This window comes from Pseudoxanthomonas spadix (assembly GCF_003703395.1).
Taxonomy (GTDB): domain Bacteria; phylum Pseudomonadota; class Gammaproteobacteria; order Xanthomonadales; family Xanthomonadaceae; genus Pseudoxanthomonas_A; species Pseudoxanthomonas_A spadix.
On sequence record NZ_RDQN01000002.1, the window covers coordinates 86,562 to 100,092 of the forward strand.

Genomic DNA, 13,531 nt, shown 5'->3' on the forward strand with positions numbered 1-13,531 from the left:
GGTTTTGCCGGGCCGGCGGCGCGTGCGTGGTCGCCGCGCGCCGGGCCGGATGTGAGGGGCTGCGAAGGTGATGCCGATTGTGTGCCCGGGACCGGCCCGGCAATCACGACCTGCTGCATGCGCCGGTTCCCCTGGGGCGCCTGTGTTCCCAAGCCAAACCCTATGGCTTGGGGCCGTCACGCAGCCCCGTCGCTAGATCTTGGGGCCAGGTGGACGAAGTTAGCCTTGGCCCCGGGCGCTGTCAACAGCGGATTTCCGGTTCTGCGTGGAACCCGGCCGGACCCCGCGGATGGAGCGCAGATGGGGCTCTAGGTGCCGGTTTCACCACGGGTTTAGGCACGTTTGAGCACACTCGTTCAGCTTTGTTCCGCCGACGGTCGCGCGTGTTTGGCGCGGTGCCGCACCGGTTGCCGGTCACTTACTCTCTTGATCTTGCCCATCGCCCGATGCCCGCCATGCGCCCCTTGCCGACCCTGCTTGCCCTGACCGCTGCCGCCGCCTTTGGCGGATTTGTCGCCCTTGGCCTGTTCCAGGGGCTGGACCAGCCGGCCCAGGCACGCGAAGACGTGCCGCCCACCAGCGCAGTCCTGTCGGCGACCGCGGGCGCGGCGGTGCCGGCTGCGGCCGGTCAACCGGTGCCGTCGCTGGCGCCAATGCTCAAGCGCGTCACCCCGGCGGTGGTCAGCGTCTACAGCCGCCGGACCGTGCGCGTGGCCAGTCCGCTGGGGCCGTTTGCCAACGACCCGATGTTCCGGCGCCTCTTCGGGATCCCGGACATCCCCCAGGAGCGGGTCGAACGCGCGCTCGGGTCGGGGGTGATCATCGACGCCCAGCGCGGCCTGGTGCTGACCAACCACCACGTGGTCGAGAACGCCGACGGGGTGTCGGTCAGCCTGGCCGACGGGCGCACGCTCGAAGCCGAATTCCTGGGTTCGGACCCGGACACCGACGTGGCCCTGATCCGGATCCCGGCCAAGGACCTGACCCAGATCCCGCTGGGCGACAGCAAGCAGCTGCAGGTCGGCGATTTCGTGGTGGCCGTGGGCAACCCGTACGGGCTGGGGCAGACCGTGACCTCGGGCATCGTCTCGGCGGTGGGCCGTACCGGCATCCCGGTCGCCAGCTTCCAGAACTTCATCCAGACCGATGCCTCGATCAACCCGGGCAATTCCGGCGGCGCGCTGGTCAACCTGCAGGGCCAGCTGGTGGGCATCAACACGGCCAGTTTCAATCCGTCCGGCTCGATGGCGGGCAACATTGGCCTGGGCTTCGCCATCCCGATCGACCTGGCGCGCAACATCGCCGAGCAGCTGTACACCAACAAGGGTGTTGTCAGGCGCGGCACCCTGGGGGTGGCCACCCAGGACGTGACCGAGCGCCTGGCCGAGGGCCTGGGCCTGGACGCCCCGCGCGGGGCGCTGGTCACCGGCGTGTACCCGGGCTCGGCCGGCGCGGCCGCCGGCCTGCAACCGGGCGATGTGATCCTGCAGGCCAACGGCCAGCGCATCGACGGCGGCGCGGCGCTGCACAACTTCGAAGGCCTGCAGGGCGTGGGCAGCAAGGTGACGCTGGATGTGCGTCGGGCCGGCAAGCCGCTCAAGCTCACCGCCACCCTGAAGGAACAGTTGCGCCAGGTGGATGGCGGCGGGCTGGACCCGCGCCTGGACGGGGCGACCTTCGAGGAGCTGGACGAGGCCACCCGCCAGACCCTGCGTGCCAACGGCGCCGCCGGCGGCGTGCAGGTCGGCGAGGTCAGGTACGGCAGCCGCGCCTGGGCCGCCGGGCTGCGCCCGGGCGACATCGTGTTTGCCGGCAGCAACGGCAACTTCTCCGATCTGGCCGGCTTCCGCTCCAGTTTCGGCAAGCGCCCGGCGCAGCTGGTGCTGGTCATCTGGCGAGAGGGCGTCGGCGAGATCCGGTTGCTGATGCGCTGAGGTGACTCGGCCCTGATCGGCCCGCGCAAACTAACAGGGCGTTCATGCCCACCTGGGATAAGGTCGCCCAGTCCAATCGATCCATTTCCCAGGAGATACCCCATGACCATGCCAACTGCTGCAGACAACCTGAAGAGCACCCTGGGTGAGGCGGGTGACCACCTGAAATCGGCTGCGACCGCCGCCACCGAGGCCGTACGCGGCGCCGCAGGCGTGGCCGGCGAAGAGCTCAAGGCCGGCAGGGCCCAGGTCAAATCGGAGCTGTCCGAGAGCGTCCAGGCCGGCAGGAGTGCCGCCGAGCTCGGTAGCGAGGCCGCCCGTGAGCAGATGGATGCGCTGATGGACAAGGGCCGCGACCTGATCGACAGCGCCGCCGAGCTGATCCGCGAGCGCCCGCTGGCCTCCTTCGGCATCGCCCTGGCAGCCGGCTGGGTGATCGCCAAGCTGGGCCGCAGCAGCGGCGAATAAGCCGCAGTCTGCGCGGGGCAACGCGTGCGCGACGACGCCAACACCGACCGGCCCACGCCGGAGCCGCCGCCATCGCTGGAAGAAAGCCTGCGCCGGGTTGGCAAGAGCGGCAAGGACGGGTTTGCTTCGGCCGTTGCCACTGCGCGTGCCCTGCGCATGCTCATGGTGGCCGACTTCGCGCTGGCCCGCGGGGCCCTGGCTCGGGCGATGGTGTGGCTGTCGGTGGCGGCCGTGTTTGGGGTTTCCAGTTGGCTACTGCTGATGGGCGCGCTGATCGCGCTGCTGCAACGGGTGGTCGGCCTGTCCTGGCTGTCCTCGCTGTCCGTCGCTGCCGGCCTGAGCCTGGCCATCACTGCGCTCGGCGTATGGCGCACGCTGCACTATTTCGAGTTCACCCGGATGGAAGCCACTCGCCGCCAGCTCAAGGCGATGGGGTTTGGCGAAGAGGAAGAGGCCGCCGAACCGGACATGCCAACGGCACCGACGCCGGCGCCATTGGCCGAGGGTGCGGACCGATGAAGTTCCAGCAACTCCAGCATCGGGTGGGTCGGGCCGAAATGCTGGTCGAAGGCCGTCGCCAGCAGACCGTCGAACACGCCGGCGCACTGGTCCGCCACTGGAAGCAGGGCTGGACCCCGTGGCGCATCGTCGCCATCGGCTTGGGACTGGGCTTGGTGGTCGGTCGGACCCGGCCGACCCATGCCATCGGCGCGACCAAGTGGCTGCGTGTGGTCAGCACGGTGTCGGGCATGTTCACCTCGCTGCAGGCGGCCGTGGCCGCATGGCAGGCCGATCAGGCCGCGGATAAAGCCGACCAGGCCGCTGACAGCGCCCAGGCCGCTGCCGGGGCCACCCACCAAGCCGCGGCTGCGGCGCGCGAGGCTGCCGGCACGACCGAAGATCACGACGCCGCACAGGCCGCGCGCCATGCCGCCACCGCGCGGGCGGCCGGGATGGCCACCGCCGGCGATGGCGGCCACGGCCCACACGGGTCATCCTATCCGCGCGCTTCGGAAGCGCGCGGCGAAACCGAACCCTGGGCGGCGCATCCGCCACGCCCGGCCGAGGCAGCAACCGACGTTTCCGAACGCTGAGACGCTGTTTCCATGAGCCAGCCGGTTCCTGACCTGTCCGCCGCACCGGACGCCGCTGCGGTCGCGCCGATCGCGCCGCGTCCGCGCGGACCGTTGTCGCTGGTGATCCTGGCCTTGCTGGCCTGCGGCTACACCCTGTGGGCGGCGCAGGCGGTGATCCTGCCGGTGCTGCTGGCCGGTTTCCTGGCGCTGGTGGGCAATCCGCTGATCCGTGGCCTGCAGAAATTCCACCTGCCGCGCTTCCTGGGCGCGGCGCTGGTCCTGGTCCTTGGATTGGCGGCCGCTGCCACGCTGACCTACCAGCTGGTGCCACCGGCCGCGGCCTGGGCCAAGGCCGCGCCGCGCGAGCTGCGCCAGCTGGCGCCCAAGCTGCGTGCGCTGACCAAGCCGGTCCATGACGCCAACGAGGCCGCGGAGAACTTCGCCCGCGCCGCCGCCGGCGATACCGGGCGCCGGCCGCAGGCCATGCGCACGGCCGACGATCCGTTCCGCGCGCTGACCACCACCCCGCGCATGGTCGCCTCGGTGCTGGCGGTGGTGCTGCTGACGTTCTTCTTCATGGTCTATGGGGCCACGCTGCAGCGGCACGCCATCGCCCTGCTGCCGCGCCGGCAGCAGCAGAAGCTCACCGTCGGCATCCTGCAATCAATCGAGCGCTCGGTTTCGCGCTACGTGCTGACCATCAGCAGCATCAACGTGCTGGTGGGGCTGCTGTTCGCCGGGGCGCTGTTCCTGCTGGCCTTCCCGCTGGCCGACGCGCTGCTGTGGGGCACGGTGGTGGCGCTGCTGAACTTCGCCCCGTACGTGGGCCCGCTGATCGGCATGGTGATGATGCTGGTGGTCGGCCTGACCGCTTTCGACGACGGATTCAAGCCACTGCTGCCGGCGGCGCTCTACCTGGGCCTGCACACCCTCGAAGGCCAGGTGGTGACCCCGATCATCCTGGGCCGGCAGATGCGGCTCTCGCCACTGATCCTGATCCTGGCGCTGATGGTGTTCGGCTCGCTGTGGGGGATCATCGGGTTGCTGCTGGCAGTGCCGATGCTGGTGTGCATCAAGCTGATCCTGGCGCAGGTGCAGGGGATGGAGGGCTGGGCGCGGTTGATGGAGTGATCCATCGCTGTGCACTCGCTTCGCTTGTGCTGTTGCTGTTGCTGTGCTTGTGCTTGTGCTGTCGCTGTCGCTTACGCTGTTGCAATTGCGGTTGCTTGCGCTGTTGCGGTTGCAGTGGCTTTTTGCCTTTGCCCCTCTGACCGAGCCGTAAAGCACGCCGAGCACCGGAGCCTGATCGGGCCGAAGAGGCGCGGGTGTCTGAGCGCAGCGAGTTCCCGCGCCGTGCCCGAGCAGGCGAGGAGCGCAGGGGACCGATGCGCAGCATCGGCGTGCGTCCGGCGAGAAGCGGTTTTGGCTACTTTTGCCGCGACAAAAGTAGCTCGCGTCGCGAAGCGACGTGAAAGCTCTTGATCCTGCCTGTGATCCATTGGTCCAGCCAAGAAAATCTTGAATCAAAAGCAAGGCTTTCGCGCTTGCAGCGCGACTTCCTTTTGTCTTGGCAAAAGGAAGCAAAACCGCTACTCGCCGGACGCGATCCGCCGCTGCGCGGCGGTCCCCTGCGCTTCTCGGAAGTCCGGGCACGGCGCCCAAACTCGCTACGCTCAGACAAGGGCGCCTCTTCGGCCCGGACTTCCTGCGATGCTCGGCTCGCTTTACGGCTCAGACAGGAAAGCGAAAGCAAAGCCAGAGCCAGAGCCAGAGCCAGAGCCACAGCCACAGCCACAGCCAGAGCCAGAGCCAGAGCCACAGCCACAGCCACAGCCAAGGCAACACCAACAGCCAAGCCAACAGCAACGGCAACGGCAACGGCAACGGCAACGGCGGAAGCCCGGTTCGGGCAGGCGCGCTAAAATACCCGGATGAATTTCGACATCCGCGCCGTCACCCTGGACCTGGATGACACCCTGTGGCCGTTCGCGCCGATCGGCGCCCGGATCGAACAGAAGATCCATGCCTGGCTGGAACAGCACAGCCCGGCCACCGCGGCGCGGTTTCCGATCGCCGTCATGCGCACCCTGCGCGAGCAGGCCTTCGCCGCCAACCCGCACCTGGTCCATGACCTCTCCGCGTTGCGCAGGCTGACCCTGGAACACGCCCTGCGTGAGAGCGGCGCAGACCTGGCGCTGCTCGATCCGGCGCTGGAGATCTTCCATGCCGAACGCAACAAGGTCGAATGCTATCCCGACGCGCTCGACGCGCTGACCCGGATCGCCGCGCGCGTGCCGGTGGCAGCGCTGACCAACGGCAATGCCGATCTGGCGCGCTGCGGGCTGGATGCGCACTTCGTGTTCCAGCTCGGTGCGCGCGAACACGGCGCGGCCAAGCCGCAGGCCAGCATCTTCCACGCCGCCTGCGCGCGCCTGGCACTGCCACCGGCGCAGGTGCTGCACGTGGGCGACCATCCGCTGATGGATGCGGCCGGTGCGATGGGCGCGGGCCTGCGCGCCTGCTGGCTCAATCGCCAGGGCCTGACCTGGCCGCTGGACCAGACCCGGCCGGACCTGGAATTTGCCGACCTCACGGCCCTGGCCGACTGGCTGGACACGCACCTGGACACCAAGGACACCGCTGCCGCATGAACCTGCCCGCCTTTCTCGACACCGCCGATGCCAGCACCCGGCCCTTGCACGTGCTGCAGCGCGAACAGTTCGCCGACTGGAGCGCGCAGCAGCCGGCGCCGGTGCGTGCGTGGCTGCAGGCGCAGGGCTTTGCGGCCACGCCCGGTTCGCTGGTGCTGCTGCCCGGCGATGAGGGGATCGCCGGGGCGCTGATCGGCATCGGCGATGCGGCCGATCCGCTCAGCTACGGCCACGCGCCGACCGGCCTGCCCGCCGGCACCAGCTGGCGCGCCGAAGGCGGGTTGTCGGCCGAGGCGCGCGCCGCACTGCAGCTGGGCTGGGGCCTGGGCGCATACCGCTTCGACCGCTACAAGACGCCCTCGCGTGCGCCGGCCCGGCTGCTGCTGGAGGCGGCAGATGCCCAGGCTTCGGCACTGCTGGACGCCTGCCTGCGCGTGCGCGACCTGGTCAACACGCCGGCCGAACACCTGGGCCCGGCCGAGCTGGAAGCGGTGGTCCGGCAGATCGGCGACGACCACGGCGCGCAGGTCGAGGTGTTTGCAGGCGATGCGCTGCTTGAACACAACTTCCCCGCCATCCACGCCGTGGGCCGCGCTTCGCACCGGGCGCCGCGCCTGATTGCGCTGCGCTGGGGCGCGCAGGATGCGCCGAAGGTGTCGCTGGTGGGCAAGGGCGTGTGCTTCGACAGCGGCGGGCTGGACCTCAAGCCGGCCGACGGCATGCGCAACATGAAAAAGGACATGGGCGGGGCGGCGCATGCGATCGCGCTGGCCGAGCTGGTCATGCGCCAGAGGCTGCCGGTGCGCCTGACCCTGCTGGTGCCGGCGGTGGAAAACGCGATCGGCCCGGATGCGTTCCGCCCGGGCGAGGTGATCGCCACCCGCAGCGGGGTGAGCGTGGAGATCGACAACACCGACGCCGAAGGCCGGGTGGTCCTGGGCGATGCGCTGGCCTACGCCGGCGAGGATGCACCCGAGGTGCTGCTGGATTTCGCCACGCTCACCGGCGCGGCGCGCATCGCGCTGGGGCCGGAGGTGCCGGTGCTGTTTGCCAATGACGACGCGCTGGCCAATGCCTGGCTGGAGGCCGGCGAACGCACCCGCGACCCGCTGTGGCGGCTGCCGCTCTGGCGCCCGTACCTGCGCTACCTGACCAGCACGGTGGCCGACCTGGCCAACTCCGGCTCGCGCATGGCCGGGGCGATCACCGCCGCGCTGTACCTAGAGCGCTTCGTGCCGGCCGGCACGCGGTGGGCGCACCTGGACGTGTACGCCTGGAACGACAGCGATCGCCCGGGCCGTCCGGCCGGTGGCGAGGCGATGGCGCTGCGCGCGGCCTTTCAGATGCTGCGCAGCCGCTATCCCGGCTGATCGGCGCCGCGGCCATGCCGCTGCGCGCCCGGCAGCGCGTGCACGGCGTGGCCGCTTTCGACCCGGTTGCGGCCGCGCGCCTTGGCCCGGTACAGGGCGCGGTCGGCGTGGCCCACCAGCGATTCCGGATCGGTCCCGTCATGCGGGGCCACCGCCACGCCGATCGACACGGTGACCGGCGGCAGGTCCTTGCCAAGATGCTGGACGCGCATGGCCTGGACCGCGGCGCGGATCTGTTCGGCCCGTTGCAGGGCCAGTTCGGCGGTGGCTTCGGGCAGGATCAGGGTGAACTCCTCACCGCCATAGCGGCAGGCGATGTCTTCCGGGCGCGACAGGCCCTGCAGCAGCTTGCCCAGGCCGGCCAGCAACGCATCGCCGCCGGGATGGCCGTGGGTGTCGTTGAAGCGCTTGAAGTGGTCCAGATCCAGCATCATCAGCGCCAGCGGCAGGCCGCGGCGTTCGCAGCGCGACAGTTCGCGCGCCAGCGACTCTTCCAGATAGCGGCGGTTGAACAGCCCGGTCAGCGGCTCGCGGATGGACTGGATGCGCAGGCGCTCCTGCAGCTGCAGGTTGGACAGGGCCATGGCCAGCTGCTCGGCGGCGGTCTCGATCAGCTGCACGCGCGCCAGGAACCCGTCATCGGGCGCCGACACATACAAAAAACCCAGCTGGTGACCCTGCGCGTTGAGCGGAATGCACGCGGTGGCCCCGCTGTCGCTTTCGAGATGACGGCAACGCACCGCCTCGCCCGGCCCGTGCACCAGTTGCGGCTTGCCACGGCGCAGCGCCCAGCACTGGTCCGGCGGCAGCAGCTGCGCGCTGCGCACCGCCGCCACGCCCCAGTGCGCCATGGCCTCGGCGTAGTCGTTCGAGGCGCGGATCCGGTACACGCTGCCGCCGGTGCCGGGCAGCAGGCGCTGCATCAGCTGGGTGGTCAGGGTCAGCGCTTCCTCGGCCTGCACGCAGCTCTGCAGCATGCTGGCGAAATGGCTCAGCTCGCGCAGGTCCGCGCCGGTGTGCTCCAGCTCGGCCACCGAGGCTTGCAGGCGCGCGTTGGCGGCCAGGGTCTGGCGCTCGGCGGCGCTGCGCCCGCGGATCTCGCGCAGCATCAGCACGTAGACCATGGCGATCACGGCGATGCCGAACGGGATGCCGGCCACCGCCAGCGCCTTGAGCAGGATCGCGCTGCGGTCGCTGGAGGCGGCGCGCTGGACCAGCAGCGCCCGCTCGGCATCGCCCATCAGCCGCGCCTGGCGACGAATGGCATCGGAGGTGATGCGCGCATCGGTGCCGATCGCCGCCTGCGCGGCGGCCAGGCCTTGCACCTGGTAGATACGGACCGTGTTGTCAGTCTGGCGCAGGCGATGGTCGATCAGCGTTCGCAGCTGCACGATGCGCTGCTTCTGGCCGGGGTTGTCCCGGACCAGGTTGTCCAGTTGGGCAAACAGCTCCGGCAGCTGGGTCTTGCCGGAATGATAGGAGGCCAGGTAATCGACCTGCCCGGTCAGCAGGTAGCCGCGCTGGGCCGATTCGGCATCGCGCAGGCGCGCCTCGATCTCGTCGATCCTGGCAATCACCTCGTTGGTGTGCGACACCCAGCGCGCATCGGTGGCGAAGCGGTCGGTGCCCTGCAGGACGCCGACGCCAATGGCGACGAAGATCAGCGCCGCAAGCAGCGGGCCGATCTGGTTGGCGATGCGTCGTGTGGTGAGCATGGGTAACATCAATGCAATCTGTGTGCCATGGTAGCGTCTTGCCGGACCAGGCACGCCGCAGCAACGCAGGGCCCGACCCTGGGGGTTCCGCCGCGCGGCTACAGCCAGCCCTTCTGCCTGGCCAGGCGGTGGGCCTCGATCCGGTTGCCCACGCCCAGCTTTCTGATCGCCTCGGACAGGTAGTTGCGGACCGTCCCGTGCGACAGGTGCAGCTGCCTGGCGATGTCCGCCGCGGTGGCGCCATCGCCGGCCAGGCGCAGGACCTGGCGCTCGCGTTCGTTGAGTGGATCCGGTTCGGACCAGGCCTCCAGGGCCAGTTCCGGGGCGATCGCGCGGCCGCCGCGGTACACGCTGCGCAGCGCCTGGGCCAGGTGTTCGGGCGGCGCGTCCTTGAGCAGGTAGCCGGCCACGCCGGCCTCCAGCGCCCGGCGCAGGAACCCGGGCCGGGCGAAGGTGGTCACGATCACCACCCGGGTGGGCAGTTGCTGGCGCTGCACGCGCTGGGCCAGTTCCAGCCCGGACAGGCCGGGCATCTCGATGTCGGTGACCAGCACGTCCGGCCGCAGCCACTGCAGCTCGCGCCAGGCCGCTTCGCCATCGGCCGCCGCGCCGAGCACGTCGATGTCCTCCTCCAGGCCCAGCAGCGCGGCCAGCGCGCCGCGGACCATGGCCTGGTCTTCGGCCAGCAGGACCCGGATCACGGGCAGCCCAGTGCAGTGGTCATGGCGATCATTCCAGTGCGGCCGGCGCCGCGAGCGCTGCAAGTGCATCGGCCTGGTCGAGGCAGGCCGGCCACGGCGCGCTTGCGATCACGCTGGTGCCGCGACCACGCGCCGAGTCCAGCTGCAGCACGCCGTCCACCGCCTGCAGCCGTGCGCGCATGCCCTCCAGGCCATTGCCAGGCACCAGATCACCGCCGCGCCCATCGTCGTCGATGCGCAGCTGCAGCGCCTCGGCGTCGGCGCTGACCTGCACGTGCACCTGGCGGGCCCGCGCGTGCCGCTGCACGTTGGTGATGGCCTCGCGCAGGATCAGGGCGAAGGCGGTTTCCACCGCCGGCGGCAGCGGCACGTCATCGACCCGGTAATGCAGCGCGATACCGTCGGTTTCCAGCAGCAGCTTGCCCGCTGCCAGCTCGGCGGCCAGCTGCGCCGAACGGATCCCGCTGACCGCGCGCCGCACCTGCGCCAGCGCCTGGCGCGCGACGCGGCTGACCTCGTCCATTTCGCGATGCGCGGCGGCCGGATCGCGCTCGACCAGCCGCCGGGCCAGATCGGATTTCAACGCCACCAGCGACAGCGTATGGCCGAGCAGGTCGTGCAGGTCGCGGCCGATGCGTTCGCGTTCGGCTACCGCCGCCAGGCGCCGGACTTCGTCGTGGCTCAGGCGCAGGGCGGCGTCCTTGTGCCGGTTCAACCGCTGCACCGCGATGGCCAGGCCGGTGCCCAGGGTCGAGACCGGCAGCCAGACCAGCATCTGCCACGGATAGCCCAGGGCCAGCGAGAAACCCAGGAACGCCGCGTTCAAGGCCAGCAGCCACAGCAGGTAGCGCCGCAGTGCGTGGCGACCTTCGGTACGTAGGGTCAGGCAGCCGAACGCGAAGTAGCTGATGCCGGACGGAAACACCGGCAGCAGCGCGGTGGCCAACACGATCATGCCCAGCGCGTAGCGGTTTGCCAGGTGCCGTGGCGCCAGCATGGTCCGCGCGTACAGCAGCACGAACAGCGGATAGGACGCCAGCGTCCACAGCAGCCAGGTGCGGTCGTAGCCCTGCGGAGTGAACACCGGCACCACGAACACCCACACCGACCACACCAGGTGCACCGCCTCGGTCCAGGGCGACTTGCCCTGTCGCAGGCGCTCGGCGGCCTCCGAACCGGGCGCAGGGCGCAACCATGCGGGCAGGGACAACCTCATGTCGGCAGATCCTTGTTCACGCCATGATCTTGCCACCTCGGATCAGGCGATGGGCCAGCACCCCGGCGCGCCAGGCGCATGCAGGTCCGCGCAGGCACGGCCGGGGAAAAGGTCGATTGCATGGGGAGGTCTCTGCCATCACCGGCGAGTGCGCTCAGCCTGCACGTGGGAAAGGCACTGCGGCAGTGGCCGTCATCAGGCCATGCAGGTGACAGCTGTCACTGGCTGCGCGCGCCCTGCCAGCCCATGCTGCGGCCCACCGAAGGCGCGGCCCGACTTTGCTGGGGACTTCCGCCGGCTTGGTGCCAAGCACCGGGTTGGTCACACTTGCGGCCCGACGACGCCACTGATGGATCCATGAACGCCTCTGCCGAACTGCTCAAGGAACTGCGTATCGACCGCAAGGCCCCGCCGCCGGCGCCGCAGCGGCGCTGGCTGTGGATCGTGCTGGCCGTGATCGTGCTGCTGGCGCTGGCCGGCGGCGCCTGGTTGCTCCTGGGCCGGGCCAGGCCAGTGGAAGTGCGCACCGCGCCGGTGGTGTCGATGGACAGTGCCGGCGCCAGCGCCTCGGTGCTGGATGCAACCGGCTACGTGGTCGCCCGGCGCATCGCCACGGTGTCGGCGCAGATCACCGGCCGGGTGGAGGAAGTGATGATCGAGGAAGGCCAGCGGGTCGAGCAGGGCCAGGTGCTGGCGCGGCTGGATCCGATCAGTGCCGATGCCGAGCGCAGCCTGTCGCAGTCGCAGCTGGCCTCGGCGCAGAGCCAGGTCAACAACGTGCAGGCCCAGCTGACCCGGGCCGAAGCCGAGGCCGGGCGCCTGGACACGCTGGTGGCCCAGCAGTTGGTCTCGCGCTCGCAGTACGACCAGCAGGTGGCCGACCGCGACGCGCTGCGCGCGCAGCTGGAAACCGCGCGCCGCAACGTGCAGGTCGCCCGCGACCAGCTGAGGATCTCCGGCATCAGCAGGGACTACACCGTGGTGCGCGCGCCGTTCGCCGGGATCGTCACCGCCAAGTCCGCCCAGCCCGGCGAGATCGTCTCGCCGCTGTCGGCCGGCGGCGGCTTCACCCGCACCGGCATTGGCACCATCGTCGACATGGATTCGCTGGAAGTGGAAGTGGATGTCGGCGAGGCCTACATCGGCCGGGTGCAGCCGAAGATGCCGGTGCAGGCCACCCTCAACGCCTACCCGGACTGGAAGATCCCGGCCGAGGTGATTGCCATCATCCCCGCCGCCGACCGCGGCAAGGCCACGGTCAAGGTGCGCATCGCGCTCAAGCTCAAGGACCCGCGCATCGTCCCGGACATGGGCGTGCGGGTGAGCTTCCTGGAGAAGGAACCACCCACCCAGGCGCAGCAGCCCAAGGGCGTGCGCGTGCCCAACGCGGCCATCACCGAGCGCGACGGCAAGCCGGTGGCCTTCGCCGTCAGCGACGACAACACCGTGCACCAGCGCGCCATCCAGCCCGGCATCGCCCTGGCCCAGGACCGCCAGGTGCTGAGCGGCCTGAGCGCCGGCGAGACGGTGGTGCTGGATCCGACACCGGAACTGAAGGAAGGCACCCGGGTGATCGAAGCCGGCAGCGAGGCCAAGTGAGCCAGTGCGATCGGACATGAGAAGAGCAAGGCACGAGCACCCCTCCCAACCCTCCCCTGCGCGCAGGGGAGGGCTATAAACCAGCCCAGAGAGACCACGCCCATGTCCACCCTCGTCACCCTGCGCAACATCACCAAGACCTACCAGCGCGGCCCGGAGCAGGTCAAAGTGCTGCACGGCATCGACCTGGACATCGCCCGCGGCGATTTCGTCGCGCTGATGGGCCCCTCCGGCTCGGGCAAGACCACCCTGCTCAACCTGATCGGCGGCCTGGATTGGCCCAGCTCCGGGCAGATCGAGATCGAGGGCGAGCGCATCGACCGCATGAGCGGCGCCCAGCTGGCGACCTGGCGCAGCCACCACGTCGGCTTCGTGTTCCAGTTCTACAACCTGATGCCGATGCTCACCGCGCAGAAGAACGTGGAGCTGCCGCTGCTGCTGACCCACCTCAACGCGGCCAACCGCAAGCGCAACGCGCAGATCGCCCTGACCCTGGTGGGCCTGGCCGAGCGTCGCGACCATCGCCCCAGCGAACTCTCCGGCGGCCAGCAGCAGCGTGTGGCAATCGCCCGGGCAATCGTGTCCGACCCGACTTTCCTGATCTGCGACGAACCCACCGGCGACCTGGACCGGCAGTCGGCCGAGGACGTCCTGGGCCTGCTGCAGCAGCTCAACCGCGAGCACGGCAAGACCATCATCATGGTCACCCACGATCCCAAGGCGGCCGAATACGCCACCCACACCGTGCACCTGGACAAGGGCGAGCTGGTCACCGAAGCAGCGGCCCACTAAGGGAGCACG

At 70.0% G+C, this 13,531-nt stretch carries 12 protein-coding genes; 9 read left to right on the forward strand and 3 right to left on the reverse strand.

Annotation, left to right across the window (positions count from 1 at the left end; all coding sequences use genetic code 11):
- The first annotated feature begins 455 nt into the window (after positions 1-455).
- The 7 genes from D9R12_RS03025 (at position 456) to D9R12_RS03060 (ending at position 7,499) form a co-directional block, all read left to right on the forward strand.
- Entirely contained in the window at positions 456-1,934 is a 1,479-nt protein-coding gene (locus D9R12_RS03025) for a Do family serine endopeptidase (RefSeq protein WP_122228767.1), read from the forward strand.
- Positions 1,935-2,036: 102 nt separating this feature from the next.
- Complete coding sequence (locus D9R12_RS03030) at positions 2,037-2,402, forward strand: ElaB/YgaM/YqjD family protein (protein WP_122227881.1); 366 nt, start codon at positions 2,037-2,039, stop codon at positions 2,400-2,402.
- A 24-nt stretch (positions 2,403-2,426) separates the two neighbouring features.
- On the forward strand, positions 2,427-2,921 hold the full coding sequence (locus tag D9R12_RS03035; protein ID WP_122227884.1) for a phage holin family protein: 495 nt from the start codon (positions 2,427-2,429) through the stop codon (positions 2,919-2,921).
- Positions 2,918-3,496, forward strand: a complete 579-nt coding sequence (locus D9R12_RS15865; RefSeq protein WP_210538923.1) for a hypothetical protein — start codon at positions 2,918-2,920, stop codon at positions 3,494-3,496. The genes D9R12_RS03035 and D9R12_RS15865 overlap by 4 nt, the downstream gene beginning before the upstream one ends.
- Positions 3,497-3,508: 12 nt before the next feature.
- Positions 3,509-4,609, forward strand: a complete 1,101-nt coding sequence (locus D9R12_RS03045) for an AI-2E family transporter (protein ID WP_122227887.1) — start codon at positions 3,509-3,511, stop codon at positions 4,607-4,609.
- Positions 4,610-5,409: 800 nt separating this feature from the next.
- Positions 5,410-6,129, forward strand: coding sequence for an HAD family hydrolase (locus D9R12_RS03055; protein WP_122227893.1), 720 nt, complete (start codon positions 5,410-5,412; stop codon positions 6,127-6,129).
- On the forward strand, positions 6,126-7,499 hold the full coding sequence (locus D9R12_RS03060) for a leucyl aminopeptidase family protein (RefSeq protein ID WP_122227896.1): 1,374 nt from the start codon (positions 6,126-6,128) through the stop codon (positions 7,497-7,499). Before D9R12_RS03055 ends, D9R12_RS03060 begins: the two co-directional genes overlap by 4 nt.
- Here D9R12_RS03060 and D9R12_RS03065 read toward each other — a convergent pair.
- The 3 genes from D9R12_RS03065 to D9R12_RS03075 form a co-directional block, all read right to left on the reverse strand.
- The gene (locus D9R12_RS03065; protein ID WP_122227899.1) at positions 7,487-9,214 is read right to left on the reverse strand and encodes a sensor domain-containing diguanylate cyclase; all 1,728 of its coding nucleotides are present in this window, start codon (positions 9,212-9,214) and stop codon (positions 7,487-7,489) included. The two genes, D9R12_RS03060 and D9R12_RS03065, sit on opposite strands and share 13 nt — an antisense overlap.
- A gap of 98 nt (positions 9,215-9,312) precedes the next feature.
- The gene (locus D9R12_RS03070; RefSeq protein ID WP_122228769.1) at positions 9,313-9,915 is read right to left on the reverse strand and encodes a response regulator transcription factor; all 603 of its coding nucleotides are present in this window, start codon (positions 9,913-9,915) and stop codon (positions 9,313-9,315) included.
- 28 nt (positions 9,916-9,943) lie between these two features.
- Positions 9,944-11,131 (reverse strand): sensor histidine kinase, encoded by a 1,188-nt coding sequence (locus tag D9R12_RS03075; protein ID WP_122227902.1) that lies wholly within the window; start codon positions 11,129-11,131, stop codon positions 9,944-9,946.
- Between the two features lie 357 nt (positions 11,132-11,488).
- Here D9R12_RS03075 and D9R12_RS03080 point away from each other — a divergent pair, with 357 nt between their 5' ends.
- Positions 11,489-12,730, forward strand: a complete 1,242-nt coding sequence (locus D9R12_RS03080) for an efflux RND transporter periplasmic adaptor subunit (RefSeq protein ID WP_122227904.1) — start codon at positions 11,489-11,491, stop codon at positions 12,728-12,730.
- A gap of 102 nt (positions 12,731-12,832) precedes the next feature.
- A complete protein-coding gene (locus tag D9R12_RS03085; RefSeq protein WP_122227908.1) occupies positions 12,833-13,522 on the forward strand; it encodes an ABC transporter ATP-binding protein in 690 nt (229 codons plus the stop codon).
- Positions 13,523-13,531: the final 9 nt, after the last annotated feature.